The 26,829-nt window shown below is 73.2% G+C and carries 26 protein-coding genes; 12 read left to right on the forward strand and 14 right to left on the reverse strand.

What is annotated here, in order from left to right; genetic code table 11:
- The first annotated feature begins 4 nt into the window (after window positions 1-4).
- On the forward strand, window positions 5-688 hold the full coding sequence (locus QBL21_RS30035; protein ID WP_407565371.1) for a TetR family transcriptional regulator: 684 nt from the start codon (window positions 5-7) through the stop codon (window positions 686-688).
- Between the two features lie 167 nt (window positions 689-855).
- Here QBL21_RS30035 and QBL21_RS30040 read toward each other — a convergent pair whose 3' ends face one another.
- Window positions 856-1,215: a VOC family protein gene (locus QBL21_RS30040; protein ID WP_407565372.1), complete on the reverse strand. Its 360-nt coding sequence runs from the start codon at window positions 1,213-1,215 to the stop codon at window positions 856-858.
- Window positions 1,212-2,009, reverse strand: a complete 798-nt coding sequence (locus tag QBL21_RS30045) for a trans-aconitate 2-methyltransferase (RefSeq protein ID WP_407565373.1) — start codon at window positions 2,007-2,009, stop codon at window positions 1,212-1,214. The genes QBL21_RS30040 and QBL21_RS30045 overlap by 4 nt, the downstream gene beginning before the upstream one ends.
- 71 nt (window positions 2,010-2,080) lie before the next feature.
- Between QBL21_RS30045 and QBL21_RS30050 the strand changes: the two genes are divergently transcribed.
- Window positions 2,081-2,575 carry a MarR family winged helix-turn-helix transcriptional regulator gene (locus QBL21_RS30050; RefSeq protein WP_018838420.1) on the forward strand — a complete coding sequence of 165 codons (495 nt, stop codon included), beginning with the start codon at window positions 2,081-2,083 and terminating at the stop codon, window positions 2,573-2,575.
- 346 nt (window positions 2,576-2,921) lie between these two features.
- Here the strand turns inward: QBL21_RS30050 and QBL21_RS30055 are convergent, their stop codons facing one another.
- Window positions 2,922-3,689, reverse strand: coding sequence for a LuxR C-terminal-related transcriptional regulator (locus tag QBL21_RS30055; RefSeq protein ID WP_407565374.1), 768 nt, complete (start codon window positions 3,687-3,689; stop codon window positions 2,922-2,924).
- A 365-nt stretch (window positions 3,690-4,054) separates the two neighbouring features.
- On the opposite strand from QBL21_RS30055, the gene QBL21_RS30060 reads away from it, so the two are divergent.
- Window positions 4,055-4,750 carry a response regulator transcription factor gene (locus QBL21_RS30060; protein WP_407565375.1) on the forward strand — a complete coding sequence of 232 codons (696 nt, stop codon included), beginning with the start codon at window positions 4,055-4,057 and terminating at the stop codon, window positions 4,748-4,750.
- A gap of 61 nt (window positions 4,751-4,811) precedes the next feature.
- Here the strand turns inward: QBL21_RS30060 and QBL21_RS30065 are convergent, their stop codons facing one another.
- Both QBL21_RS30065 and QBL21_RS30070 read right to left on the reverse strand, forming a co-directional pair.
- Entirely contained in the window at window positions 4,812-5,252 is a 441-nt protein-coding gene (locus QBL21_RS30065; RefSeq protein ID WP_407565376.1) for a hypothetical protein, read from the reverse strand.
- A 9-nt stretch (window positions 5,253-5,261) separates the two neighbouring features.
- Window positions 5,262-6,932, reverse strand: a complete 1,671-nt coding sequence (locus QBL21_RS30070; protein ID WP_407565377.1) for a sodium:solute symporter family protein — start codon at window positions 6,930-6,932, stop codon at window positions 5,262-5,264.
- Window positions 6,933-7,195: 263 nt separating this feature from the next.
- Between QBL21_RS30070 and galT the strand changes: the two genes are divergently transcribed.
- The 3 genes from galT to galK all read left to right on the forward strand — a co-directional run bounded on the left by galT (window position 7,196) and on the right by galK (window position 10,574).
- A complete protein-coding gene (gene galT, locus QBL21_RS30075) occupies window positions 7,196-8,284 on the forward strand; it encodes a galactose-1-phosphate uridylyltransferase (RefSeq protein ID WP_407565378.1) in 1,089 nt (362 codons plus the stop codon).
- A gap of 71 nt (window positions 8,285-8,355) precedes the next feature.
- The gene (gene galE / locus QBL21_RS30080; protein WP_407566610.1) at window positions 8,356-9,345 is read left to right on the forward strand and encodes a UDP-glucose 4-epimerase GalE; all 990 of its coding nucleotides are present in this window, start codon (window positions 8,356-8,358) and stop codon (window positions 9,343-9,345) included.
- Window positions 9,342-10,574, forward strand: coding sequence for a galactokinase (gene galK, locus QBL21_RS30085; protein WP_407565379.1), 1,233 nt, complete (start codon window positions 9,342-9,344; stop codon window positions 10,572-10,574). The genes galE and galK overlap by 4 nt, the downstream gene beginning before the upstream one ends.
- A gap of 56 nt (window positions 10,575-10,630) precedes the next feature.
- Here the strand turns inward: galK and QBL21_RS30090 are convergent, their stop codons facing one another.
- Both QBL21_RS30090 and QBL21_RS30095 read right to left on the reverse strand, forming a co-directional pair.
- Window positions 10,631-10,840 (reverse strand): DUF397 domain-containing protein, encoded by a 210-nt coding sequence (locus QBL21_RS30090; RefSeq protein WP_407565380.1) that lies wholly within the window; start codon window positions 10,838-10,840, stop codon window positions 10,631-10,633.
- Complete coding sequence (locus tag QBL21_RS30095; protein ID WP_407566611.1) at window positions 10,827-11,714, reverse strand: helix-turn-helix domain-containing protein; 888 nt, start codon at window positions 11,712-11,714, stop codon at window positions 10,827-10,829. The genes QBL21_RS30090 and QBL21_RS30095 overlap by 14 nt, the downstream gene beginning before the upstream one ends.
- A gap of 139 nt (window positions 11,715-11,853) precedes the next feature.
- Here QBL21_RS30095 and QBL21_RS30100 point away from each other — a divergent pair, with 139 nt between their 5' ends.
- Window positions 11,854-12,201 carry an ATP-binding protein gene (locus tag QBL21_RS30100; protein WP_407565381.1) on the forward strand — a complete coding sequence of 116 codons (348 nt, stop codon included), beginning with the start codon at window positions 11,854-11,856 and terminating at the stop codon, window positions 12,199-12,201.
- Window positions 12,202-12,241: 40 nt separating this feature from the next.
- Here QBL21_RS30100 and QBL21_RS30105 read toward each other — a convergent pair whose 3' ends face one another.
- The 7 genes from QBL21_RS30105 to rsmI all read right to left on the reverse strand — a co-directional run bounded on the left by QBL21_RS30105 (window position 12,242) and on the right by rsmI (window position 20,341).
- Window positions 12,242-13,972, reverse strand: coding sequence for a PQQ-binding-like beta-propeller repeat protein (locus QBL21_RS30105; protein ID WP_407565382.1), 1,731 nt, complete (start codon window positions 13,970-13,972; stop codon window positions 12,242-12,244).
- 163 nt (window positions 13,973-14,135) lie between these two features.
- Entirely contained in the window at window positions 14,136-16,007 is a 1,872-nt protein-coding gene (locus QBL21_RS30110) for an ABC-F family ATP-binding cassette domain-containing protein (RefSeq protein WP_407565383.1), read from the reverse strand.
- Between the two features lie 218 nt (window positions 16,008-16,225).
- Complete coding sequence (locus QBL21_RS30115) at window positions 16,226-17,176, reverse strand: 4-(cytidine 5'-diphospho)-2-C-methyl-D-erythritol kinase (protein WP_407565384.1); 951 nt, start codon at window positions 17,174-17,176, stop codon at window positions 16,226-16,228.
- On the reverse strand, window positions 17,173-18,066 hold the full coding sequence (rsmA, locus tag QBL21_RS30120) for a 16S rRNA (adenine(1518)-N(6)/adenine(1519)-N(6))-dimethyltransferase RsmA (RefSeq protein WP_407565385.1): 894 nt from the start codon (window positions 18,064-18,066) through the stop codon (window positions 17,173-17,175). The genes QBL21_RS30115 and rsmA overlap by 4 nt, the downstream gene beginning before the upstream one ends.
- Window positions 18,063-18,989, reverse strand: coding sequence for a TatD family hydrolase (locus tag QBL21_RS30125; protein ID WP_407565386.1), 927 nt, complete (start codon window positions 18,987-18,989; stop codon window positions 18,063-18,065). The genes rsmA and QBL21_RS30125 overlap by 4 nt, the downstream gene beginning before the upstream one ends.
- 112 nt (window positions 18,990-19,101) lie before the next feature.
- Complete coding sequence (locus QBL21_RS30130) at window positions 19,102-19,365, reverse strand: hypothetical protein (RefSeq protein ID WP_027773623.1); 264 nt, start codon at window positions 19,363-19,365, stop codon at window positions 19,102-19,104.
- Between the two features lie 121 nt (window positions 19,366-19,486).
- Window positions 19,487-20,341, reverse strand: coding sequence for a 16S rRNA (cytidine(1402)-2'-O)-methyltransferase (gene rsmI / locus QBL21_RS30135; RefSeq protein ID WP_407565387.1), 855 nt, complete (start codon window positions 20,339-20,341; stop codon window positions 19,487-19,489).
- A gap of 107 nt (window positions 20,342-20,448) precedes the next feature.
- On the opposite strand from rsmI, the gene QBL21_RS30140 reads away from it, so the two are divergent.
- The 5 genes from QBL21_RS30140 (at window position 20,449) to QBL21_RS30160 (ending at window position 26,812) form a co-directional block, all read left to right on the forward strand.
- Window positions 20,449-22,197 (forward strand): dolichyl-phosphate-mannose--protein mannosyltransferase, encoded by a 1,749-nt coding sequence (locus QBL21_RS30140; RefSeq protein WP_407565388.1) that lies wholly within the window; start codon window positions 20,449-20,451, stop codon window positions 22,195-22,197.
- Between the two features lie 96 nt (window positions 22,198-22,293).
- Window positions 22,294-24,036: a penicillin-binding transpeptidase domain-containing protein gene (locus QBL21_RS30145; RefSeq protein ID WP_407565389.1), complete on the forward strand. Its 1,743-nt coding sequence runs from the start codon at window positions 22,294-22,296 to the stop codon at window positions 24,034-24,036.
- A gap of 141 nt (window positions 24,037-24,177) precedes the next feature.
- Window positions 24,178-24,672 (forward strand): YbaK/EbsC family protein, encoded by a 495-nt coding sequence (locus tag QBL21_RS30150; protein ID WP_407565390.1) that lies wholly within the window; start codon window positions 24,178-24,180, stop codon window positions 24,670-24,672.
- Window positions 24,669-25,520 (forward strand): EamA family transporter, encoded by an 852-nt coding sequence (locus QBL21_RS30155; RefSeq protein ID WP_407565391.1) that lies wholly within the window; start codon window positions 24,669-24,671, stop codon window positions 25,518-25,520. The genes QBL21_RS30150 and QBL21_RS30155 overlap by 4 nt, the downstream gene beginning before the upstream one ends.
- Before the next feature lie 116 nt (window positions 25,521-25,636).
- Window positions 25,637-26,812: a hypothetical protein gene (locus tag QBL21_RS30160; RefSeq protein WP_407565392.1), complete on the forward strand. Its 1,176-nt coding sequence runs from the start codon at window positions 25,637-25,639 to the stop codon at window positions 26,810-26,812.
- Window positions 26,813-26,829 lie beyond the last annotated feature (17 nt).

Here is a 26,829-nt window from a genome sequence, read left to right on the forward strand (position 1 = left end):
AGCCGTGGCTACCGGCGGTAAGAGCGGCACGGGCAACAGCGGCGACGGCGGCGAGGCGAAGCCGCCGCGCCGGACCCGGCGGCGTATGACGGGCAAGGAACGCCGCGAGCAGCTTGTCGACGTGGGGCGCACGCTCTTCGCGGCGCGCGGCTTCGAGGCGACGTCGGTGGAGGAGATCGCCTCCAAGGCGGGCGTGTCCAAGCCGGTGGTGTACGAGCACTTCGGGGGCAAGGAAGGGCTGTACGCGGTCGTCGTGGACCGGGAGATGCGGCGGCTCCTCGACATGGTGGCGAGTGCGCTGACCGCGGGGCATCCGCGGGAGTTGCTGGAGCAGGCGGCGTTCGCGCTGCTGGACTACATCGACGAGTACACAGACGGCTTCCGCATCATGGTGCGGGACTCCCCCGTGGCCCAGTCGCACGGCTCGTTCGCCTCGCTGATCAGCGATATCGCCACCCAGGTGGAGGACATCCTGGGGCTGGAGTTCAAGTCCCGTGGCTTTGATCCGAAGCTCGCGCCGCTGTACGCGCAGGCGCTGGTGGGGATGGTGGCGCTGACCGGGCAGTGGTGGCTGGACGTGCGCAAGCCGAAGAAGGCCGAGGTCGCGGCGCACCTGGTGAACCTCGCCTGGCACGGGCTGGGCGACCTGGAGGCCAGGCCGCGCCTGATAGGCCACCGCCGCGCGTAGCGCGCGGGGCGCACGGCCTGCGGCGCACGTGGCCGCGGCGCCCCTGGGGTGCCGGTCCGGCCGGCCGGGCCGCCACCGGTCCCCGATTCCCCGATTCCCCGGGTCCCCGGGTCCCCGGGTCCCCGGGTCCCCCGGAGTCCTGTCGGCATCCGGTCCCGGCGGAGCCCTTACGCGGCCTGGAACTCCAGCCGGTTGCCGAACGGGTCGGCGGTGTGGAAGCGCCGTACGCCCGGGATCTCGTCGTCCGCCCAGGTCACGTCGTGGCCGCGGGCGGCCAGCCGGCGGGCCAGCGCGTCGAGGTCGGTGACGACGAGCGCGGGGTGCGCCTTGCGGGCGGGCCGGAAGTCCTGCTCGACGCCGAGGTGGAGCACGACGGCGCCGGAGGTGAACCAGCAGCCGCCGCGGGCGGCGAGCACCGCGGGCTTGGGCACCTCGGTCATGCCGAGCACGTCGCCGTAGAAGATGCGCAGCACCTCCTCGCCGCCGGCGGGGACGGCGAGCTGGACGTGGTCGATTCCGGTGATCATGGCGTGACTCCCAGCGCGAAGATGCGGCGGAACGGGAACGGGGTGCCGTGCGGGCCGGGCGGGTAGGCGGTGCGCAGCAGGGCCGCGTAGGCGGTGACGTAGGCGTCGGCCTCGTCGCCGAGGGCGTCGAGCACGGGGCGCAGGCCGGTGCCGCGGACCCAGTCCAGCACCGGGTCGGGGCCGTGCAGGAGATGGGCGTACGTGGTCTCCCAGGCGTCGCCGGCGCAGCCGAGGTCGAACAGCAGCTCCAGGTACGCGACGGGCTGGAGCACCGGCTGGTCGCGCAGGACGCCGTGCAGCCGCTCCCGCCAGCGCGGCTCGCGGGTGAGGTGACGCATCAGGGCGTGGCTGGGGGCGTCGTAGTTGCCGGGGACCTGGAAGGCGAAGGTGCCTCCGGAGGTGAGGCCGGCGAGCCAGCGGGGGAAGTGCTCCCAGTGGCCGGGCACCCACTGGAGCACGGCGTTGCCGAGGATCAGGTCGTACGCGCCGGGCTCCGGCGTCCAGTCGGTGAGGTCGGCGTGGGCGAAGTCGATCCGGCCGCCGCCGGGCGTGCGGCCGGCGTGCGCGGCGGCGGTGCGGAGCATGTCGGGCGAGTTGTCGTAGCCCGTGATGTGGGCGCCGGGCCAGCGGGCGGCCAGCAGCGCGGTGCCGTTGCCGGTGCCGCAGCCGATGTCGGCGATCCGCGCCGGGCGGCGGGGCAGCTCGCCTACGCGGGCGAGGAGGTCCGCGAGGGGGCGGGTGCGGGGCCCCTCGTGGCGCAGGTACTGCTGCGGATCCCAGGAGGGTGAGGTCATGCCTCCAGCGTTCCGCCCATGTATCTCGATGTCAAGAGACTTCATGTCGACAGACCGACTACACTGATCGCATGCGGGACGAGGTGGACCGGCTGGTCGCGGCGTGGCGCAGGGAGCGCCCCGACCTCGACGTGGAGCCGCTGGAGGTGCTGAGCCGGGTGAGCCGGCTCGCCCGCCACCTGGACCGCGCACGGCGGCTTGCCTTCGCCGAACACGGCCTGGAGGGCTGGGAGTTCGACGTCCTGACCGCCCTGCGCCGGGCCGGCGAGCCGTACCAGCTCTCCCCCGGCCAGCTCCTCACCCAGACCCTGGTCACCTCCGGCACGATGACCAACCGCATCGACCGGCTGGCGAAGAAGGACCTCGTCGAGCGGCTGCCGGACCCCAGCGACCGGCGCGGGGTGCTGGTGCGGCTCACCGCCGAGGGCCGCGAGCGCGCGGACGCGGCGCTGGCGGCGCTGCTGGCGCAGGAGCGGGCGATCCTCGCGGAGCTGCCCCCGGAGCGGCGCCGCGAGCTGGCAGACCTGCTGCGGCAACTGACGGCCCCGTTCGACAACGTCCCGTAGCCCCGCGGCGGCGCCTGCGGGCGGCGGGGCGGGACCCGCGCGCACGGGCCGGGCGCGAGGCCGGTGCCCGGCGGGCCCTTGCCTCGGGCGCGGCAACGCGGGAAGCGCGTGCACGGGTCAGGCGTGGGGGCCGGTGCCCGGCGGGGCTCGGGCGCGGCGGCGCGGCCCCGGCTCGCGGTGACGGCTCAGCGCCCCGCTCGACCTGACCGGCCCCGTACGGCGCAGCCCTCCGGGCCGGTCCGTACAGCCGAAGCCGCGGCGTGCCCGGCGCGGTGGACCACCCGCTCGTACCGCCGCCGCGCGACCCCGCTCCCCCGGACTTCCCCCCGTGCCCGCCGCCGCGGCGCTAGCCGCTGACGCGGGCCGGCTCGCCCAGGTCCACCGGGCCGACGCCCGCGCGGCGCGCCAGCGCGACCGCGGCCAGCGTCGAGTGCACCCCGAGCTTGCCCAGGACGTTCTGCATGTGCGTACGGACCGTGTGCGGCGACAGGTACAGCCGCTCGGCGACCGCCTTGCGGCCCAGGCCCGCGACCATGCAGCGCAGCACCTCGTGCTCCCGCGGCGTCAGCGACTCGACGAGCTGCTCGCTTTCCGTGCGGTGCTCCCGGGCCGCCGTCAGCTCCCGCAGCACGCCCGTGAGCAGCGCGGGCGGCAGATGCGTCTCGCCGCGCAGCACCCCCCGGATCACCGCCAGCAGCCGGGACAGCGAGCTGTCCTTGGCGACCCAGCCGAACGCCCCGGCCTGGAGCGCCGCCGCCGCCCGCGCCGGGTCGTCGCGGGCCGCGAGGACCACTGTGCGCGTCTGCGGGTGGGCCGAGCGGACGCGCGCCGTCAGCGAGATCCCGCCCAGGGCGCCGGCCGACGAGCCGTTGCTGCCCGAGACGGCCTGCGCGGGCACCGGGGTCCCCGCGGGCATGTCGCGGTCGAGGTCGGCGTCGACCAGGAACACGTCGAACCGGCGGCCCTCCGCCGCGGCCCGCTCCAGCGAGCGCAGCGCGGCGTGACCGCTGCCGGCCGGCAGCACGTCGACATCCGGCTCTGCTGCCAGCGCCGCGGCCAGCGACTCGGCGAACACGCGGTGGGCATCGGCCACCAGGACCCGGATCCGAACCACGGACACCCCCATGTCGCGGACAACCAGAACTCACGGAGTAAGGAATAAGGAACACGGCGCATGGAGCGTGGCGCGCCTGCCTGAGCTGCGGCCGCCGCCGCCTCCCATAGCTACCCCGCCCCGTGCGCCGTACCCACGGTCTCGCCCCCTGAACGAGCACCGGCCCCCACCGGTGCTGCCCCACAGCGTAGGGCGCGGGACCGACAAGGGAAGCCCAACGGCCAACTTTCCGTGGCGAGTTCACCACGGGGAGTAGAAACCGGCCGGATACGGCCCCGTTGGGGATCGATTCCGGAGTTCCGGCGGGCCCGGGAGCGGTAAGGCTGTACGTTGCCGGGGCAGTAGACCCCCGGGGGGAGGGCGTGATGGCCGTTCGGCTGATCGTGGTCGACGAGCACCGCCTGCTCGCCGAAGCTCTCGCGTCCGCGCTGAAGCTGCGCGGACACCGGGTGCTGGCCGCGGCCGCGCCCACGGCGGGCGCCGCGGAGCTGGTGGTGAGCAGAGGACCTGAGGTGTGCCTGCTGGGCACGGCGACCCCGGCGGCACCCGGGGCGTTCGACCCTGTCCTGCGGATAAAGCGGGAGCGTCCGCAGATCGCCGTGGTGGTGCTCGGCCCCGTGCCGAACCCGCGCGGCATCGCGGCGGCGTTCGCCGCGGGTGCCTCCGGGTACGTACGGCACGACGAGCGCATCGAGGGTGTGGAACGTGCGCTGGTCAAGGCACGGGCGGGGGAGGCGGCGGTGGCTCCTCAGTTGTTGCAGAGCGCGTTCACCGAGCTGCTCAACCCGGCGGCGGAGCCGGACGACGAGGGCGCCCGGCTGCTTCAGTTGCTGACCCCGCGGGAGGTCGAGGTCCTGGTGCGGGTCGCGGAGGGCGAGGACACGCGGCTGATCGCGGAGGGCATGCGAATAGCCGCGAGCACGGCCCGTACGCATGTGCAGCGGGTGCTGATGAAGCTCGGGGTGGGTTCACGGCTTGAAGCGGCGGCGCTGGCGGCCCGTACGGGCCTGCTGGACCGCGCCGCCGCCCGCCCGGGGGCGGACGGCGGCGCGGAGGCGTAGAGGTTTTCGGACAGTCTCGTACGGGCGCGGGCGTACCGGCAGGGGGCGGCAGGGGGACGATTCAGTGGCCGTCCGGGCGGTCCTGCCGCCCCGGACCTCCGCGCCCGCCCTGGTCTCCCGGGCTTCCCGCGCTTCCCTGGCTTCCCGCGTTTCCCGGGTTGTCCTCCATCGCCTCCGCCAGTTCCTCCGCCGACGGCGGCGGCACCGGCCGCAGGAACTGCCAGGCGACGAAGAACAGCCCGAGCGCCAGCATCCCCAGCCCCGTCCACAGGTTGATGCGCACGTCCTCCGCCTTGGCGATCTCCGCGTCGGAGTCGAAGGCGCCGACGATCACGAGGATCACGCCGTACACGACGAACAGGCCGCCGATCAGCCGCCGTACGTCGAACAGCCTGCTGGCCGTCGCCGACTTGCGCTCCAGCTCCTCGATCTGGTGCGCCAGTTCCTCGGTGTCCGGCTTGCCGCGGTCCGGGCCGCCCGGACGCTCGTTGGTGTCGCTCATGGTGCGCTCCTAGAAGGAGAAGGGGATGTAGCACAGGGCGGCCAGGATGATCGCGCCCCAGCCCAGCAGGGCCGGCCGGCGGTACCAGGCGTCGTCTCCCTTGGCGGGCGGCTCCGACATGCCCGGGGAGCGGGTGCCGTAGACGAGGCCGGCGAGCTGCTCGGGGGACTTGGGCCGGGTGAACGGCGTGACGACCAGCATCGCGACCGCGCCGGCGACGAAGCCGACGATCGCGGAGACGAAGTTGGCGCCCTGGTCGGTGGGGATGCTGATGACGCCCTGCTTGTAGATCCAGAAGTAGTTGAGCATCGCGGCGACCGTGCCGACGAGCAGGCCCCAGAAGCCGGCCTTGACCGACGTGCGCTTCCAGAACATGCCGATGATGAAGACCACGAACATCGGCACGTTGAAGAAGGAGAACAGCGTCTGGAGGTACGCCATGATGTTGCTGAAGCTGGACGCGATGAACGCCGTGCCGACGCTGGCCGCCACCCCGATGACGGTGATGATCCGCCCGAAGCGCAGGTAGTACGCGTCCGACCGGCCCTTCTTGACGTACGGCTCCCAGATGTCGGTCGTGAAGACGGTGTTGAACGACGAGACGTTCGCCGCCATGCCCGCCATGAACGCCGCCAGCAGGCCGGTGATGGCGATGCCCAGCACGCCGTTGGGCAGCAGTTGCTCCATGAGGTACGGGATCGAGTCGTTGTACGTCAGGTCCGAGCCGGACGTGCCGATCTCGGGCACCAGGGCCGCCGCGGCCAGCCCGGGGATCATCACCAGGAAGACGATGAAGACCTTCGGGTACGCGCCGATGAGCGGCGTGCGCTGGGCGGCGGAGAGGTTCTTGGCGGACAGCGCGCGCTGCACCTCGGCGAAGTTGGTCGTCCAGTAGCCGAAGCTGAGGACGAAGCCCAGGCCGAGGACGATAGTCAGCCAGTTGGCGCCCAGCGGGTTGTCGCTGCCGATGCCGGTGCCGCCCCAGGAGGTCATGAAGTCGCTGCCACGGGACTCGGTGAGGGTGTCGCTGAGGCCGTCCCAGCCGCCGACGCGCTTGAGCGCGAGGATCGTCAGCGGCAGCAGCGCGGCGATGATGACGAAGAACTGGAGGACCTCGTTGTAGACCGCCGACGACAGCCCGCCGAGCGTGATGTACGCGAGCACGACGGCCGCGGAGATGACGATCGCGACCCACTCGGGCCAGCCGAGCAGCGCCTCGACGACGATGGCCATGGCGTAGAGGTTGACGCCGGCGATGAGCACGGCGGCGAAGGAGAAGAGCACCGAGCTGAGCAGGTGGGCGCTGCGGTCGTAGCGGTGCAGCAGGAACTCCGGCACCGACCGGACCTTCGAGCCGTAGTAGAAGGGCATCATCACCAGGCCCAGGAAGACCATGGCCGGGATGGCGCCGATCCAGTACCAGTGCGTGGTGTAGACGCCGTACTGGGCGCTGTTGGCGGCCATGCCGAGGATCTCGGTGGCGCCGAGGTTGGCGGAGATGAACGCCAGGCCGGTGATCCAGGCGGGCATGGAGCGCCCGGAGAGGAAGAAGTCGAGACTGGTCCTGACGCTTCGCCGGGCCAGGAACCCGATGCCGAGCACGACGGCGAAGTACATGGCCATGATCACGTAGTCGAGGACGTTGGTGTCGAGCCGCAGCTCTGCCGCTAGTGGGTGCATGATTCAGGTCCGCTTCATTGCGTGATGCGTTCAGAAGACGAAGCCAGACGGATGGCGTTGGATTCCGAAAGCTTCTGTTGGGACTGTTTGCTTGTCTGTTGGATCTGGCACCCAGAATGTCTGATAAGGGATAATTTGGGGTAAGCGACGCTCCGGCGTTGACTCGCCTGTTGGCTTGTGGTTCATTGTGTTCGATTGTGTTGGGGAACCCCACCATGACGACCGGCGGCAGGGCAGGCCACAGGGCCGAGGAAGAGGCTCCAGTGAAGAAGACGCACACGCGGCTCGCGGACGGGCGCGAGCTGATCTACTTCGACGCGCGTGACGACGCCGTCCGGGACGCGGCCGACCGCCGCCCTCTGGAGCCGACGCGCACCGCCTCGGAGGCGCGCTTCGACCCGCTGCGCGGGGAGTGGGTGGTCATCGCCTCACACCGCCAGGGGCGTACGTACCGGCCCCCCGCCGACGCGTGCCCGCTGTGCCCCTCCAGGGACGGGCGGCTCAGCGAGATCCCCGCCGACGACTACGAGGTCGCCGTCTTCGAGAACCGCTTCCCCTCGCTGACCGGCGAGCCCGGCCCGGAGACCGGCGAGCCGCCGTTCGTCAGCGCCCCGGGCGCGGGGCGCTGCGAGGTCGTCTGCTTCACCTCCGACCACGACGCCTCGTTCGCCGACCTCTCCCCCGGCCAGGCCGCGCTGGTGCTGGACGCCTGGACCGACCGCTCGCTGGAGCTGGCCGAACTCCCCGGCGTCGAGCAGGTCTTCTGCTTCGAGAACCGCGGCGAGGAGATCGGCGTCACCCTCGGCCACCCGCACGGCCAGATCTACGCCTACCCGTATGTCACGCCGCGTACGGCGCAGATGATGCGGTGCGTCGAGCAGCACCGGGCGGCGACGGGCCACAACCTCTTCGACACCGTCGTCGCCGCGGAGACCGCGGCCGGTACGCGGGTCGTGCTGGAGACGGCGCACTGGGTGGCGTTCGTGCCGTACGCCGCGCACTGGCCGTACGAGGTCCACCTCTACCCGCGGCGCCGCGTACCCGACCTGCCGGCGCTGGACGACGCGGCACGGGCGGAGTTCCCCGCGGTCTACCTCGAACTCCTGCGCAGATTCGACCGGATCTTCGGCCCCGGCGAGCCGCCGACGCCGTACATCTCGGCGTGGCACCAGGCGCCGGTGCGGGCGGCGGGCCGCGATGACTACGCTCTGCATCTGGAGCTGTTCACCATCCGGCGCAGCCCGGGCAAGCTGAAGTACCTGGCGGGCTCGGAGTCCGCGATGGACGCCTTTGTCACCGATGTGCCGCCGGAGCGGGCGGCGGAGCGACTGCGAGAGGTAGCGAGCACGTGAGTCACAGCGCAGGCGGAGGTGCCGGAGGGGCCGGAAGGGCCGGGGACGAGGCGGCCGGTGGGCGGAAGTACCTGGTGACCGGCGGTGCCGGATACGTGGGGAGCGTCGTCGCGGCGCACCTGCTGGCGGCCGGGCACGCGGTGACGGTCGTCGACGACCTGTCGACCGGGTTCCGCGACGGGGTGCCGGAGGGCGCCGAGTTCGTCGAGGACCGGATCCAGCACGCCGCGAAGTGGCTGGACCCCTCGTACGACGGCGTGCTGCACTTCGCCGCCTCCTCGCAGGTCGGCGAGTCCGTCACGCACCCCGAGAAGTACTGGCGGAACAACGTCGGCGGCACGCTGGAGCTGCTGGCCGCGATGCGCGAGGCGGGCGTGCGGCGCCTGGTGTTCTCCTCCACCGCCGCCACCTACGGCGAGCCGGAGTCCGTGCCGATCACCGAGGACGCCGTCACCGCGCCGACCAACCCGTACGGGGCCTCCAAGCTCGCCGTCGACCACATGATCGGCGCCGAGTGCCACGCCCACGGCCTGGCCGCCGCGTCGCTGCGCTACTTCAACGTCGCGGGCGCCTGGCTGCCGGAGCACGGCGGCGGCCCGTACGGCGAGCGCCACGACCCCGAGTCCCACCTCATCCCGCTGGTGCTCCAGGTGGCCCTGGGCCGGCGCGAGTCGATCTCCGTCTTCGGCGACGACTACCCCACCCCGGACGGCACCTGCGTCCGCGACTACATCCACGTCGCGGACCTCGCCGAGGCGCACCTGCTCGCGCTCGACGCCGTACGCCCCGGCGAGCACCGCATCTGCAACCTCGGCAACGGCGCGGGCTTCTCCGTACGCGAGGTCGTCGAGACCGTCCGCCGGGTGACCGGGCACCCCGTGCCCGAGGTGGTCGCACCGCGGCGGGCCGGGGATCCGGCGGTGCTGGTGGCGTCGGCGGAGGCGGCGAAGGAGCAGTTGGGCTGGCGGCCGTCACGTACGGAGCTGGCGGGGATCGTGTCGGACGCCTGGGACTTCGCACGGCGGGTCGCGGGCGCGGGGGAAGGCGGAGGGGACAGATGACGGCAGGAGAGACGACGGGGGCACGGGCCGCGGACGCCGCGGACGGCGCGGACGCCGCCGGTGCGGAGGCGACGGCCGCGGCCTTCGCCGAGCTGTACGGGGCGCGGCCCGCCGGCGTGTGGGCGGCGCCCGGGCGCGTCAACCTCATCGGCGAGCACACCGACTACAACGACGGCTACGTCATGCCGCTCGCCCTGCCGCACACCACCCTCGCCGCCGCCCGGCGCCGCGACGACGGCGTGCTGCGGCTGCACTCGGGCGACGACGGCTCCCGCCTGGTCGAGCTGGACGTCGACCGCATCGACCCCCTGACCGTCGGCGGCGACCGCGGCGGCTGGGCCGCGTACCCGGCGGGCGTGGTGTGGGCCCTGCGCCGCACCGTCGACGGCTTCGCGGACTTCTCCGGCGCCGACATCCACTACGAGAGCACCGTCCCCACGGGCGCCGGGCTGTCCTCGTCGGCGGCCCTGGAGGTCTCCACGGCGCTCGCCCTCAGCGACCTGTACGACCTGGGCCTCGACCCCGTACGGCTGGCGAAGGTCGGCCAGCACGCCGAGAACGACTTCGTCGGCGTACCCAGCGGGATCATGGACCAGATGGCGTCCGCGTGCTGCACCGCGGGCCACGTGCTCCACCTCGACACCCGCGACCTCGCGCAGCGCGCCGTGCCCTTCGACCTCGCCGCCGAGGGGCTCACGCTGCTCGTGGTCGACACCCAGGTCAAACACGCCCTGGGCGACGGCGAGTACGCCGAGCGGCGCGCCGGCTGTGAGGCGGCGGCGCGGGCGCTGGGCGTACCGGCGCTGCGGGACGTGCCGTACGCGGAGCTGGACGCCGCGCTGACCCGGCTGTCGGACCCCGCGGTGCGCCCGCTCGTACGGCACGTCGTCACCGAGGACCGGCGCGTCGAGGAGTGCATCGGGCTGCTCGACGCCGGCCGCACCCGCGACATCGGGCCCGTGCTCCTCGCCGGGCACGCCTCGCTGCGCGACGACTTCCGCGTCTCCTGCCGCGAACTCGACGTGGTCGTGGAGTCGTCGGTCGCCGCGGGCGCGCTCGGCGCGCGCATGACCGGCGGCGGCTTCGGCGGCTCGGCGATCGTGCTGGCCGAGACGGACGCGGCGGACACGGTCGGCAAGGCCGTCGAATCGGCCTTCGCCGCCGCGGACTTCCGCCCACCGCGCATCTTCACCGCCGTCCCCGGCGCGGGCGCCCGCCGGCTGCTGTGACACGGCCGTCCCCGCCCGTCGGTGAGCGGCGGGCGGGGACGGCGTGGACAGCTCTCTTACGGCTTGTGGAACTCCCCGCGGGCTACGGCCGCGACGAACGCCCGCCACGCCTCAGGGGTCGCGGTCAGGACGGGACCGGTGCCCTGCTGCTTGCTGTCCCGCATGGCCACCGCGCCGTGGCGGAACGCCACCTCGACACAGTTGCCGTTCCCGTTGCTGTAGCTGGACTTGAACCACGCTGCGCTGTGCAGCTCACCCTTTCTCATAACTCCCTGCCACTTCGGCCAGCAGCCGCTTCGACGCCTGCTCATCGTGTGCTACTTCCCAGATTCCCCGGAACGCCCTGTCGTACTGTTCGATCTCGTGCGACTTGTCGAGATACAGACCCCCCGTGTAGCCGTCAGCGTAGACCGTGGGTGGCTCCGACTCGCTGCCGTCGCCGTTGAGCGGGAAGCGCAGCAGTACGAACGCCCCGGTGAGAACCCCGGGATGCATGCCCGCGGCAAACGGTACGACCCGGATGGTGACGTTCGGCCGCTCGGCGACATAGACCAGATGCGCGAGCTGTTCTGCCATAACTTCACGCCCGCCCACCGGTCGGCGCAGGACCACCTCGCTCAGGACCACGTCGAACTCCAGCGGCCTCGTGGCCCGAGTCAGCAGCGCCTGCCGGTCGATACGCAACCGCACCCGGCCGTCGAAGTCGTCTTCACTGATATCCGGCAGGTGTGTCCGAGTGATGGCACTCGCGTATCCCGCGGTCTGGAGCAGTCCCGGCAAGACATCGCTCCCGTAAGCCGACGCCTTCCACGCCGCGTCCTCCAAGCCCACGTATACGTCGAACCCTTCCGGGATCACGTCGCCGTAGGCGTGCCACCAGCCGCGTGCCTTGGTCTCCTTGGCCAGGCCCATCAGGGCCTCGGTCATCTCCTGCGGAGCGCCGTAGACCAAGCACATCGCCTGCACGTCCAGGCTGCGCATCGGGCCCTGTCCGGTCTCGATGCGCCACATCTTGGCTTCGGACCACTCCATCTCGCGCGCGGCGGCACGCACGGTCAGCCGCGCCTGGTTCCGTAAGTCCCGCAGATAGCGGCCGAGTTGGCGGCGCGGAACGGTCGAACCGGTGACCTTCTCCCTAATCGTCTCCCCCAGTTCCGAGCCCTGTCTGACGGACTCTCATACCCGCGATGAAAGCAACGTGGTCCCCGCCACACAAGACAAGTCATATGTTCGACGTCTCACGCGAGTGGGTTTCTTCGCGAAGTCTTGCAGGGCCTCGGTGAGGCGGGCCCGACTGTTCGCCGGCCGGGCCCTCACCGACTGGTCCGCGCCCGTGGACGCAGACGACGTCCGCACCTGCGTCTCCGAGAGGTGCACCAACGCCCTGCTGCACGGCGGCCGGCCGGGGCGCCTTCTCCTGCTGCGCCTGTCGCTGTCCGAGACCGCTCTGGTCGTCGAGGTCCACGACGCCGGCTCCGCCGCGCCGCAACCGCGCAGCGCCGCGGAATGCGACGAGTCCGGCCGCGGCCTGCTGGTCGTCGCCGCTCTCTCCGACCGCTGGGGCGTGCGTCCACGGAACGGGATCGGCAAGCTCGTATACGCCGAGTTCGACGTCCCGGGCTGCTGAACGGCCGATGCCGGATGAGGTCTACGGGCCGGCCGGACCGTCAGCCGTCCTTGCTGCCGAAGGCGAGGGCGAGGTATTCCACGTCGTCGCGGTCGCTGACGAGGTCCTGGGCCAGGTAGAAGCGGCCGTGCTCGAATATGTACGGGACCCGGTCGCTGTACGTCAGCGTCGTCTCGGACTCCGCCGTGTCGTTCGGCAGCTCCAGCCAGACCTCCTCCTTGGCGGAGCGCGGGTCGATCGCGACGATCTCGCCGCCGGCGTCGTACGTCCCCTTCCGGTACGCGATGATCTTGCCGCCGTCCATCCGCAGCGGGACCATCGTCCGCTTCTCACCGGCGTCGTACTTCTTCGTCGCCTCGCCCGTGTCGAGGTCGAAGGCGACGATCTCGTTCGTGTCGCCGTACTCGCTCTTGCCCTGGTGCTCACGCGACGGCAGGTACATCGTGTCACCGTCCACCGCCACCGTCGTGCAGGACTCGGCGCCGCCGGAGTAGTCGCAGCCGGGCTTGTAGCGCGGGCCCTCCGTCTCCGTACCCAGCGAGATCTTGGAGCGCAACTCGCCCTCGTCCAGGGCGAAGATGTCGGTCTCCGTGGTCTTGCCCGCGCCGATCGTGATCACCGGCGGCTCGACGGAGAGCACCTGCACGCTCTGCACCCCGTCCGGCACGTCGTACGACCAGTAGATCCCGCCGGTGGCCGGGTCGACCTTCTGGACCTTCATGTCCTCGTTGAGCGAGCCGCAGAAGACCAGGCCGAGCAGGTTCGTCCCGTCGCTGGCGTAGTCGTGGTCCTTGCACTCGGTGGTCGGCTTGGTCTGCCAGGCGGGGTCGCCGCCGGCGAGCGGGAACGCGGCGGAGCCGGAGAGCCCGGAGGCGATCACCCGGTCACCGGCGATGGTCACGTGCTCGAACTTCACGTTCTCGTCGGCGCTCGGCACGTGCTGCCGCCACAGCTCCTTGCCGGACTCGACGTCGAAGAGCACGACCTCGGAGCACGGCGCGTACGCGTCGTCGGGGTCGGAGACCTTGCCGTCCTGCACCAGCATGGCCGCCTTGCCGTCCTCGGTGACCGCGCGCGAGCCGCCGCAGACCAGGCCCTCGGTGGGCAGCTCCCAGACCTCCTTGCCGGTCTTGGTGTCGTACCCCTTCACGGCGTTCAGCTCGCCCTTGGCGTAGACCTTCTCGGTCGCCCACTGGCCCGAGGCGGGCCACGTCGCGCCCTCCTCGACGTCCGGGTACGGGACGCCGAAGAGCAACTCGCCGTCGGCGCTGGCGGGTTTGCTCTGGCTGACGGACTTCTTGGGACCGCCGCCACCGCCCCCGCCGCCGGCCTGCGCGTCGTCGTCGTCGCCGGTGAGGTACCAGCCCGTACCGCCGGCGGCCAGGAGAATCGCGACCACCGCCGCGATGACCGCCCAGACCGGGACGACCTTCTGCGCCGCCGGCTTGGCGGGCATGCCCGGGACCTGCGCCTGGGGATAGCCGCCGGAGTGCGGCGGGACCGGCTGCGGGTAGCTGTACGGCTCCTGCGGCGGCTGCTGGGGATGCTGCGGCGGGCCCGAGGGCTGCGCCGGCGGATAGCCGTACTGGGGCTGCTGCGCGGGCTGCTGCCCCTCCTGCGGCGGGGGCTCCAGCGGCGCGCCGAAGCCGCCGCCGGGCGGAGGCGGCGGCGGGGTCTGCGGATATCCGTAGGCGGGCTGCTGCGGGTCCTCGGCCGGCGGCGGTCCGAAGCCGCCGGACGGCGGCTGGCCCGGCGGTGGCGGCTGCGACATGTCCCTGTCCCCCCGGAAGGCTGTGCGTTCGAGCTGCGGTCGCGTGGCTCATTTCTACCACCCGCCGCCGACAGCCGCCGCCGCCCTCGTACGGGCCGCTGGACCGACCGCCCCGGCCGACCGCCGCCGACCGCCCCCGCCGACCGCCCTGGCCGCCGCGGGCTCAGCCCGCCTCGGCCGCCTCCGCCAGCTCCAGCCAGCGCAGCTCCAACTCCTCGCGCTCGGCCGCCAGCTCGCGCAGCTTCGCGTCCAGCTCCGCCACCCGCGCGAAGTCCGTCGCGTGCTCGGCGATCGAGGCGTGCAGCTCGCCCTCCTTGCCGCCGATGCGGTCCAACTGCCGCTCGATGCGCTGCAACTCCTTCTTCGCCGCCCGCGCGTCCGCCGCGGACATCGACTCGGCCGCCCCGGAGGGCGCCGCCTGCGGCCCGGACCGGGACGTCTGCGCCGCCTGCGCCGGCTGCGCCGGCTGGGCCGTCTGCGCCTCGCGGATACGGGACCGGCGGCGCAGGTACTCCTCGATGCCGCCCGGCAGCATCCGCAGCGTGCCGTCGCCCAGCAGGGCGTGCACCGTGTCCGTCGTGCGCTCGATGAAGTACCGGTCGTGGCTGATGACCACCAGCGTGCCCGGCCAGCCGTCCAGCAGGTCTTCGAGCTGCGTGAGGGTCTCGATGTCCAGGTCGTTGGTGGGCTCGTCGAGGAAGAGCACGTTCGGCTCGTCCATCAGCAGCCGCAGCAGTTGCAGCCGCCGCCGCTCGCCGCCGGACAGGTCGCCCACCGGCGTCCACTGCTTCTCGCGCCCGAAGCCGAACTGCTCGCACAACTGCGAGGCGGTCATCTCCCGCCCCTTGCCCAGGTCCACCCGCTGGCGTACCCGCTCGACCGCCTCCAGCAGCCGCCACCGCGGGTCCAGCTCCGTGACCTCCTGCGAGAGGTACGCGAGCCGCACGGTCCGGCCGGCGACGATCCGCCCGGCGGCCGGCTGCCGCTCGCCGCCGGAGCCCGCGGCGTCGGCGAGGGTGCGCAGCAGGGAGGTCTTGCCGGCGCCGTTGACGCCGAGGAGCCCGACGCGGTCGCCGGGGCCGAGCTGCCAGGTCAGCCCCTTGAGCAGCACCCTGCCTTCGGGGCCGCCCCCGGCCCGTACGGTGACGTCCTCCAGGTCGAAGACGGTCTTGCCGAGGCGGGAGTTGGCGAACTTCATCAGCTCCGCGGAGTCGCGCGGCGGCGGCACGTCGGCGATGAGCGCGTTGGCGGCCTCGATGCGGAAGCGGGGCTTGCTGGTACGGGCCGGGGCGCCGCGGCGCAGCCAGGCCAGCTCCTTGCGCATGAGGTTCTGCCGCTTGGCCTCCTCGGTGGCGGCGATGCGGGAGCGCTCGGCGCGGGCGAAGACGTAGTCGGAGTAGCCGCCGTCGTACTCGTGGACGGCGCCGCGCTGGACGTCCCACATGCGGGTGCAGACCTGGTCGAGGAACCAGCGGTCGTGGGTGACGACGACGAGCGCGGCGCGGCGGTTGCGCAGGTGCTCGGCGAGCCAGGCGATGCCCTCGACGTCGAGGTGGTTCGTCGGCTCGTCCAGGACGACGAGGCCGGGGGTGCCGATGAGCAGCTTGGCCAGCGCGATGCGGCGGCGCTCGCCGCCGGAGAGCGGGCCGATGACGGTGTCCAGGCCCTGCTCGAAGCCGGGCAGGTCGAGGCCGCCGAAGAGGCCGGTGAGCACGTCGCGGACGCGGGCGTCACCGGCCCACTCGTGGTCGGCCATGTCGCCGACGACCTCGTGCCGGACGGTGGCGGCGGGGTCGAGGCTGTCGCCCTGGGTGAGGACGCCGAGGGTGAGGCCGCCGGTGTGGGTGACGCGGCCGGCGTCGGGTTCTTCGAGCTTGGCGAGGAGGCGGACGAGGGTGGTCTTGCCGTCGCCGTTGCGGCCGACGACCCCGATGCGGTCGCCTTCGGCGACGCCGAGGGAGATGCCGTCGAGGAGGGCGCGGGTGCCGTAGACCTTGTCGACGGCTTCCAGGTTGACCAGGTTGGCGGCGGCCATGGCGGTGCGGTGCTCCTCGGGGGGTCGGGACGGGGGGCCTCGGCGGGCGGCTTCCAGGGTAGTTCGCGCGCAGCCCTACGCGACCGGCGGCTTTCCCCGCACCGCCCCCGCGGCCGTTCCCGCGGTCGGCCCTCGCATCGGTTCTCGCGCTCTGCCCCTGCGGCTGCCCCCGCGCCGCCCTGGCCCGGAACCGGGGGCTCCGCCCCCGGGCCCCGCCGTCAGCCCACCACCGCCGCGCCCGGCGCCGGGGCCTGGGCGACACGGGCCTTGCGGCACGTACCCGAGGCCGCCAGGGCCGCGGCGATGTCCGCCGCCGCCGACTCGTCCGCCGCCAGGAACGCGCACGTCGGGCCCGATCCGGAGACCAGGGCCGCCAGGGCGCCCGCCGCGGTGCCGGCCGCGAGCGTGGCGGCCAGGGCCGGGCGCAGGGAGAGCGCCGCGGGCTGGAGGTCGTTGCCGCCGTCGATGGCGCCCAGCGCCGCGGCCAGGTCCGCCGGGTCGCCGGAGCCCAGCGCGTCCAGGACGGCCGGGGACGGGTCCGGCTCCGGTACGGTCCGGCCCGCCGCCAGGCGGTCGAACTCCCCGTAGACCTCGGGCGTCGAGAGCCCGCCGTCGGCCACCGCGAAGACCCAGTACAGCGGGCCCTTCACGGACAGCGTCGTCAGCCGCTCGCCGCGCCCGCGCCCGAGCGCCGCCCCGCCGACCAGGCTGAACGGCACGTCGCTGCCCAGCTCGGCGCAGATCCCGAGCAGTTCCTCCGGGTCGGTCCGGGTGCCCCACAGCTCGTCGCAGGCCAGCAGCGCGCCGGCGCCGTCCGCGCTGCCGCCGGCCATGCCGCCGGCGACGGGGATGTCCTTGGCGATGTGCAGGTGGACGTTCGGCTCGCGCCCGTGGCGGGCGGCGAGCAACTGCGCGGCGCGGGCGGCGAGGTTGGAGGTGTCCGTGGGCACGGCGGCGGCGTCGGCTCCCGAGACGGTGACGCGCAGGCCGTCGGCCTCGGTGGCGGTGACGTCGTCGTAGAGGCCGACGGCGAGGAAGACGTTCGCCAGGTCGTGGAAGCCGTCGGGGCGCGGCGGGCCGACGGCGAGCTGCACGTTGACCTTCGCGGGTACGCGGACGGTGACGCTCCGCACGGCGGCGGACGCGGGCGGGGTCGATCCGGATGTCACGGCGTGCTGCTCCTCGTGGTGGCGGTCCGGTGCCGGGACTCCGCGATCCGCGCGAAGTCCTCGATGGTCAGCGCCTCGCCGCGGGCCTGCGGCGAGACGCCCGCGGCGCGCAGCGCGGCCTCGGCGGCCGGCGCCGAGCCGGCCCAGCCGGTGAGCGCGGCGCGCAGGGTCTTGCGGCGCTGGGCGAAGGCGGCGTCGACGGCCGCGAAGACCTCGGTCCGCGTGGCGCCGGTCACGGGCGGCTCGCGGCGGGTGAGCGAGACGAGCCCGGAGTCGACGTTCGGCGCGGGCCAGAAGACGGTGCGGCCGATGGCGCCGGCCCGCTTGACGTCCGCGTACCAGGCGGCCTTCAGCGACGGCACCCCGTAGACCTTCGACCCGGGGGCGGCGGCGAGCCGGTCGGCGACCTCGGCCTGCACCATGACCAGGCTGCGCTCGACGCCGGGGAAGGTGGCCAGCATGTGCAGCAGCACGGGCACGGCGACGTTGTACGGAAGGTTGGCCACCAGCGCCGTCGGCGGCGGGCCCGGCAGCTCGGTGATCCGCAGCGCGTCGGCGTGCACGAGCGCGAAGTGCTCCGCGCGCCGCGGCAGTCGGGCCCGTACGGTCGCGGGGAGGGCGGCGGCGAGCGCGTCGTCGATCTCGACGGCCGTGACGTGGGACGCCGCCTGGAGCAGCGCCAGGGTGAGCGAGCCGAGGCCGGGGCCGATCTCGACGACGACGTCGTCCGGGCGCACGCCGGCGGCGCGCACGATGCGGCGGACGGTGTTGGGGTCGATGACGAAGTTCTGGCCGCGCTGCTTGGTGGGGCGTACGCCGAGGGCCGCCGCAAGCTCGCGGACGTCCGCGGGGCCGAGCAGCGGGTCCGGCTCGCCGGTGGTGGCGCTCACCGGTCCAGGTTATGCCCTCGGTCTTGGCGGCCTCCTGGGGAGGCGATGGGGGCGGCCGGGGCCGCGGAGCCCGTGGGGGCGGCCGGGGCGTAGCCGAAGGCGCGCGCGGTGTTCGCGGCGATCGCCGCGGCCAGCTCGTCGGGGTCCGCGCCGCGGGTCGCGGCCATCGCGCGCAGCGTGACCGGGATCAGATACGGGGCGTTGGGGCGGCCCCGGTACGGCATCGGCGTCAGGAACGGCGCGTCCGTCTCGACCAGCAGCAGGTCCGCGGGCGCGACGGCGACCGCCTCGCGCAACTGCGCCGCGTTCTTGAAGGTCACGTTTCCTGCGAAGGACATGAAGTAACCGTTTTCCGCGCAGGTTTCGGCCATCGCCGCGTCACCGGAATAGCAGTGGAATACCACGCGCTCCGGCGCCCCTTCTTCATCAAGAATGCGCAGCACGTCGTCGTGCGCTTCCCGGTCGTGAATGACCAGGGCTTTTCCCCGGCGTTTTGCCATGTCGATATGACGGCGGAACGAGTACTGCTGCGCGGCGACGCCCTCGGGGCCCGTCCGGTAATAGTCGAGGCCGGTCTCGCCGACGCCGACGACCTGCGGCAGCGCGGCGAGCGCGTCGATCTCGTCCAGGGCGGCGCCCAGTTCCGCGCCGAGCCGCGGGGCCTCGTTGGGGTGCAGGGCGACCGTCGCCCACACGGCGTCGTGCGCGGCGGCGGTCTCCGCGGACCAGCGCGAGCGCTCCAGGTCGCAGCCCACCTGGATCAGGGTGGTGACGCCCACCCGGGCGGCCTCGGCCACCGCGTCGGCGACCGTGCCGTCCTGCATGTCGAGGTGGGTGTGCGAGTCCGCCACGGGGTGCCCGAGCGGGCCGGGCAGCGGCGGCGCGGACTTCGCGTCCGCGCCGCCCGAGGTGTGCTGAGCCATGCCGGGGACTCTACTGGGCCCGTACGACAACGCCGTGCGGGGCGGTGGCCGCGGGCCCGGGGGTCGCCACCGGATCTGCCCGGGCCTGGCGGGTCTGCCGGGTCTGCCGCGGTCAGTCGCGGCGCGAGCGCTGGCGCACCGACTCGACGGACCGGACCTGGCCGGCGCGCATGATCCGTACGACGTGCTCGCCGCAGTTCAGGCACGTGGGCCGGGTGAGCGGCGACGGCACCCGTTCCCCGCCGGTGTGGTACGTGACGAAGGGCCGGCCCTTCGAATCGACGTGGTGGTGGATCTCGTAGGTCTGCTCCCAGCCGTGTCCGCACATCATGCAGGCAAAGGCGTACGACTCGATCACTGGCTCGGGCTCGGACATTGGCAGCTCCTCTTGTCCATGTGAGGGACAAGTCGCCGGAAGGCATCCCCTATTCCAGTGGACACCCATTCGGCACGGCCCGCAGCCGTCAATACCATCAATTGAAGGAGTTTTGGCGCGACTACTCTGAGTTGTTTGCCGAGTTTTTCGCGGCCACCACGGCATCGAAGACCTCGCGCTTGGGTACACCGACATCCCGGGCAACCGCCGCGATGGCCTCCTTGCGCGCCTCCCCCGCCTCCTCACGGACGGTGACCCGGCGGGCCAGCTCCGTGGCGTCGGGCCGCTCGCGGTCCGCCGGCGCGCCCTCCACCACCACCGTGACCTCGCCGCGCACCCCCTCGGTCGCCCAGTCCGCCAGCTCCTTCAGCGGGCCGCGCCTGACCTCCTCGTACGTCTTGGTCAGCTCCCGGCACACGGCGGCCCTGCGGTCCTCGCCGAAGACGCCGGCCATCGCCGCGAGGCTGTCGGCGAGCCGGTGCGGGGCCTCGAAGTACACCAGGGTGCGCCGCTCCGCCGCCGCCTCGCGCAGCCGCGCCAGCCGCTCCCCCGGCTTGCGCGGCAGGAACCCCTCGAAGCAGAACCGGTCCACCGGCAGCGCCGAGACGGCGAGCGCAGCGAGCACCGCGGACGGGCCGGGCGCGGCGGTGACGGTGATGCCGCGCCGCACGGCGGCGGCGACGAGGCGGTAGCCGGGGTCGGAGACGGAGGGCATGCCGGCGTCGGTGACCAGCAGCACGCGCGCGCCGCCGGCCAGCTCCTCGACGAGGTCGGGGGTGCGGGCGGCCTCGTTGCCCTCGAAGTACGACACGACGCGCGCGGTCGGCTGCACGCCGAGCGCCTGCGTGAGGCGGCGCAGCCGGCGGGTGTCCTCGGCGGCGATGACGTCGGCGGCGGCCAGCTCGGTCGCCAGCCGCGGCGGGGCGTCCGCGGGGTCGCCGATGGGGGTGCCTGCCAGTACGAGGAGTCCGCTCACGTCCCCCATCCTGTCTGATGGCACCGACAGGCCGCGAGGACGGGGCGCCGGGCCGGTCCGGATCACCCCGCCTGTGCCGGGGGCGGGCGCGCCTAGGATGGGCCCCCGTGAGCAGTGACACCGCGACGCAGCCCGCGCAGAGCCGGTCCGCGCCCGCACCCGCGTGGCAGCGGCGGCTCCGCGCGTTCGGCTACGTGCCCCGGCGCGAACCCGGCGTCACGGAGCGGCTGGTGCCGCCGTACCGGCGCTCCGGCGCGCGGCTGCTCCAGGTGGCCGGCGTGCCCGCGGCGACGGCGGCGCGGGTGGCGCGCCTCGGCGCGTGGGGCGGGCCGCTGCTGGTGGCGCTCTTCGCCGGCGTGCTGCGGTTCGTGAACCTGAGCAGCCCGCGTGCGGTGATATTCGACGAGACGTACTACGCGAAGGACGCCTGGTCGCTGCTCCAGCTCGGCTACGAGGGCAGTTGGCCCAAGGACGCCAACGACAAGCTCCTGGCCGACCCGCAGGTCATCCCGCTCAGCGACGACCCCGGCTACGTCGTCCACCCGCCCGTCGGCAAGTGGATGATCGCGCTCGGCGAGTGGGCGTTCGGCCTCGACCCCTTCGGCTGGCGCTTCGTCGTCGCCCTGCTCGGCACTCTGTCGGTGCTCATGCTGTGCCGCATCGGCCGCCGGCTGTTCCGCTCCACGCTGCTCGGCTGTCTGGCGGGGCTGCTGATGGCGGTGGACGGGCTGCACTTCGTGATGAGCCGCACCGCGCTGCTCGACCTGGTGCTGATGTTCTGGGTGCTGGCGGCCTTCGGCTGCCTGCTCGTCGACCGGGACCGCACCCGAGAACGGCTGGCCGGCGCGCTGCCGGCGGGGCGTCCCGACGACGCCGTGGCCTCCGGGCTGCGGCTGGGGGCGCGGCCGTGGCGGCTGGCAGCGGGCGTGTGCATGGGGCTGGCGCTGGGCACCAAGTGGAACGCGCTGTTCATCCTCGCCGCGTTCGGACTGCTGACGGTGCTGTGGGACGCGGGCACACGCCGTACGGCCGGATCGCGCCGCCCGTACGCGCGCGCACTGCGCCTCGACGTCGTGCCGGCGTTCTTCTCCACGGTGCCGGTAGCGGCGGCGGTCTACGTCGCCTCCTGGACCGGCTGGTTCGCCTCCGGCAACGGCTACTTCCGCGGCTGGGCCGAGGACCGCGACACCGCGTTCCCGTTCATCCCCGACGCGGTGCGCAGCCTGTGGCACTACCACGCGGTGGTCTACAGGTTCCACGTCAACCTCGACTCCGGCCACACCTACGACTCCAACCCGTGGAGCTGGCCCGTCGTCGGCCGGCCCGTGTCGTACTTCTGGGAGGACCCGCCGCCCGGCCAGGACGGCTGCCCCGCCGACGCGACGGAGAACTGCGCCCGCGAGGTCCTGGCGCTGGGCACCCCGCTGCTGTGGTGGCTGGGGATCGCGGCCGTGGTCTACGCGCTCTACCGCTGGGGCCTGCGCCGCGACTGGCGCGCGGGCGCGATCCTGTGCGGGGTGGCGGCCGGCTGGCTGCCGTGGCTCCTCTACCAGGAGCGCACGATCTTCCTCTTCTACGCCGTCGTCTTCGTCCCGTACCTCTGCCTGGCGGTGACGATGATGCTCGGCGCGATGGCCCGCGCCGGCACCGCGGCCCTCGCGGGCACGGGTACGTCCGCGGACGGCCCGGGACTTGCTCCGGCCACCGAATGGCGCAGAGCCGCGGGCGTCGTCGCGGCCGGGGTGCTCGTGCTGCTGGTGCTCTGGAACTTCATCTATTTCTGGCCGATCTACACCGGCGAGACGATCACCCGCGACGCCTGGGAGGCGCGCATGTGGCTGGGGAGTTGGGTCTGAGCGCGACCACACGAGTGGGCGCCGCTGCGGCAGGTGGCTTAATGTGCTTGACGCAGGGTCGAAATGGTCTCGGGGCGCGCAAAGGGAGCACGGCAGATGGCGGGCAGCCACCGGCGCAGACACGCCGGATCGAGTGCGTCCACGCGGGCGACGCGCACCCGGATCGCAGTGATCGTCGGAGTGGGCGCGGCGGTCGTCGGGGCGGCGGGATTCGGCGCGTACAGCCTCCTGGGGGACGACGAGGCCGAGAGCGGCGGCAACGCGCTGTCGGCTCCGGCCTCATCCGATCCGGTGAAGACCGGGCCCCCCGGCCCCAAGGAGGCCGCCAGGGCCGCCGGGGACTTCCTGACCGCCTGGGCGGGCGGCAGGACCGAGATCGCGGCCGGGATGACCGACGACAGGAAGGCGGCGCTCGCCGACCTCACCTCGTACCGCGAGGACGCGGGCGTCGGGACGGTCAAGCTGACCCCCGGCCCGCCGAAGGGTACGAAGGTGCCGTTCAGCGTCGACGCCGAGGTGTCCTTCAAGGACTACGTCAAACCCTGGACGTACAACTCCGCCCTTGAGGTCGTACGGGACGAGAAGACGGGCGACGTCGAGATCGCCTGGGAGCCGTCCGTCATGCACCCCAAGCTCGCCGAGGGCGAACGGCTGCGCACCGGCCCGCGGGAGGCCCCGCCGATCAAGGCGGTGGACCGCAACGGCGTCAAGCTCGACCCCGAGAAGTACCCGTCGCTCACCCCCGTCATCGCCGGCATGCGCGAACGCTACGGCGCGAAGGCCGGCGGCACCGCGGGCGTCAAGGTATGGACGGAGAGCGCCGAGCCGGCCGACGCGCACGACGAGGGCGGCAGGAGGAAGAAGGACGACGACAAGGCGGGCACGCCCGAGACGCTTCTGGTGCTCACCGAGGGCAAACCCGGCACGCTCAGGACGACGCTGGACGCGCGGGTGCAGAAGACCGCCGAGGCGGCCGTCGCCAAGCAGGGCGGCGCGGCGCTGGTGGCGATGAAGCCCAGCACCGGCGAGATCCTCGCGGTCGCCAACCAGACCGGCAACGGCTTCAACACCGCGCTCCAGGGCTCGCTGGCGCCCGGCTCCACGATGAAGGTCATCACGGCCTCGATGCTCATGGACAAGGGCCTGGCGGCGCCGGGCAAGGCGCACCCGTGCCCCCGTTACAAGGACTACGGCGGCTGGAAGTTCGAGAACGTCGGCGACAACTCGTTCACGATCCAGGGCGGCACCTTCGCCGAGTCCTTCACCGCCTCCTGCAACACCGCCTTCATCTCGATGGCCGAGAAGCTGGAGAACGACGACCTGACGAAGCAGGCCCGGGACGTCTTCGGCATCGGGCTCAACTGGCAGACGGGCGTGAGCACGTTCGACGGCGCGGTGCCGGTGCAGTCCGGCGTGGAGATGGCGCTGTCACTGATCGGCCAGGGCGGCGTGCGGATGAACCCGCTGACGATGGCGTCGGTGTCGGCGACCGCGAAGGCCGGCGTCTTCAAGCAGCCGTACCTGGTGCCGCAGGAGCTGGACGGGCGGCAGTTCGCGACCGCGCCGCGGACGATGGAGCCCGCGACCGCGCAGTCGCTGCGGGAGCTGATGGAGGCGACGGCGTCGTACGGGACGGCGGCGGAGGCGATGAGCGGGCTGACCGGGCAGGTCGGCGCGAAGACCGGCTCCGCCGAGGTGGGCGGGCAGGAGGAGACCGACGCCTGGTTCACCGCCTACCGCGGGGACCTGGCGGCGGCGGCCACCGTGCCGAACATCGGGCACGGCGGGGAGTTCGCCGGGCCGCTGGTGAAGGACGTGCTGGCGGCACACGGCGGCTGACGCCGGCCCGGGGCCCGGGCTGGCGCCGGGGGCGTACGCCCCGGAAGCCGGAACGTACGCTCCGCGGGGTCGGCGGGGCGCGGGTCCCGGTGGCCGGAATGTGTTCGCGTGGCCCGTACACCTGGCATTAACGTCGCCTGCATGACGACAGCCGACGCCGCACACCCGCTCTTCGCCGCCGCCCTCGCCGAACTCGGCCTGAGCGTCCCGGTACGCCGCTTCCCCGACGCCACGCGCACCGCGGCGCAGGCGGCGGAGGCCATCGGCTGCGAGCTGAGCCAGATCGTCAAGTCCCTGGTCTTCACGGCGGACGGCGCGCCGGTGCTCGTCCTGATGGACGGCGCCTCGCGGGTGGACACCGAGCGGGTACGCGCCGAGTTGGGCGCGGCGGCCGTGCGCCGGGCGGACGCGGCGGTCGTACGCGAGGCCACGGGGTACGCCATCGGCGGCGTACCGCCCTTCGGCCACGTGACGCGGATGACGGTGCTCGCCGACCGCGGGCTCCTCGACCACGACGAGGTGTGGGCCGCCGCCGGCGACCCGCACACCGTGTTCCCCCTCGCGCCCAAGGACCTCGTCGCGCACGCGGGCGGACGGATCGTCGACGTGTCCGAGGTGCGCGAGCAGGGGGTGTGACCCCCCTCATAGCCGCGGCGGTCCTCGCGGCCGCCGTGATGCACGCGTCGTGGAACGCCATCGCCCACGGGGTCAAGGACCAGTTGGTCGTCTTCGCGCTCATCGGCGTGGGCGACGTGCTGATCGCGGGGACCGCGGTGTTCTTCGTGCCGGTCCCGGCGGCCGGCGCCTGGCCGTGGCTGCTGGCCTCGGTCGCCATCCACCTCGTGTACATGGTGCTGCTCATGCGGTCGTTCCGGCTGGGCGACTTCGGGCAGGTCTACCCGATCGCGCGGGGCACGGCCCCGCTGGTCGTCGCGGCCGTCGCGCACCTCTTCCTCGACGAGCGGCTCGGCCTGTGGCAGACGGCGGGCGTCGCGGTGGCGTGCGCGGGGCTGAGCGGCATCGCGCTGTGGGGCCTGCGCGGCGCGGACACCCGGCCCCACTGGGCGGCGCTGGCCGCGGCGTTCGCGACGGGGCTGTCCATCGCGGCGTACACGATCGTCGACGGCGTCGGCGTGCGCGCCTCCGGCAGCTCGATGGGCTACACGGCGTGGCTGGTGCTGCTGATGGGCCCGTGGATCCCGCTGGCGGCGCTGGTGCTGCGCGGGCCGGGGATGGTGCGCGAACTGCGGCCGGTGGCGGTGCGCGGGCTGCTGGGCGGGGCGATCTCCATCACCGCGTACGGGCTGGTGCTCTGGGCGCAGACCCGGGCGCCGCTCGCGCCGATAGCGGCGCTGCGCGAGTCGAGCATCGTGGTGGGGGCGGCGATCGGGGCGGTGTTCCTCAAGGAGCGGTTCGGCGGCCCGCGGATTGTGGGGGCTTGTCTGATGCTGGCGGGGATTGCGCTGGTCCTGCTCCCTGCGTAGCCGGACGGTTCCGGGGGCGTGACAGGTGCGCAACAGGTGTTATCCACAGGGGTTTTTTCCGCGGCCGTTCACCTTCAGGATGGAATCTCCGCACCACAGACCACCGGGGGATCACCATGGCAGTGCTCGACCAAGGGCCGAAACCGCACTCCGAGCCGGCGTCGGACCGGCATGCGCCGCGGCGCCACCTGGGCGCGTATCTGACGGCGGCGGTGCTGCTCACGGCTCTGGGCCGCACGGTGATCGTCTGGCTCTACTACGACTTCGACTACGTGAGCAGCGGGCCCGACGACTTCCTCACCGCGCTGTACGACCCGGGCGTGATGCTGGAGCCCGAGCTGTTCAGCCCGTACGTCTGGGCGTTCACGGTGGCGCTGCTGGTGACGGGGCTGGTCGCGGCGCTGAACCGGCGGGCGGGGCGGGGGGCCGCGCTGCTGTGCGGGTTCGTGATGTTCGCGACCGCCGCGCGCGAGCTGGTCGGCCTGGCGACGAGCGATCAGTTCCGCCAGTGGTACATCGGGGGGAACGACCTCGAATTCGCGATCATCAGCAGTTGGGTGCTCGTGCTGCTGTTCTCGGGGACCGTCGTCGTGCTGATGCTGCGGGCGGGCGAGCGGCCGGCCGCGGGGGCGGCCGGGGTGCCGGCGCGGGGGTCGCAGGTCTTCGTGGTCGCCGGTGGGCTGATGGTGGTGCTCGGCCTGGCGCTCATCGGCTGGATCGTGCGCATGCTGACCCGGGACGGCGTCGACAAGGGTGCGTACTTCAAGGGGCTGGTGGACGCCGGGGAGTCGTCCTACCCGGTGCTCGCCGGCTCCGCGGAGTACTGGTCGGCGGTCTTCCCCGTCGCGCTGCTCGTGCTGGGCGTGCTGGCACTGCTGCGCCGGCCGGTGGTGCGGGGCGCGTCGATCGCCCTCCTCGGGGTCTTCCTCTACATCTACGTCCGCCAGATGATCGGCATGACGATCACCGACTACCCGGAGGAGTTGCCCGAGGGGCGGCGCATCCCGGTGCTCGGCTGGGACGCCTACACCGAGGACACGGAAGGCTGGCTCACCCTGGCCACCTACGTGGGCGGCTCGCTGATAGCCGTCGCGGTGATCGCGCTGATGCTGCGCGCGCCGGAGGCGGCGGCCGGGGCGTACGCGCCGCCGGTGGCGGGCGGTTACCTGCCGCCGCAGCCGGCGGGAGCGCCCGGGGGGCAGCCCGCGGGGCAGCCGAGGTACGACGCGGTGCCGCAGCCGCCGGCCGGGGCCGCACCGCCGCCCCCGGCCGGGCCGCCGCCCGCGGGCTGACCGGGCGGCCGGGCGGC

Source organism: Streptomyces sp. 184, from assembly GCF_045781775.1.
In the GTDB taxonomy this organism is placed as follows: Bacteria; Actinomycetota; Actinomycetes; order Streptomycetales; family Streptomycetaceae; genus Streptomyces.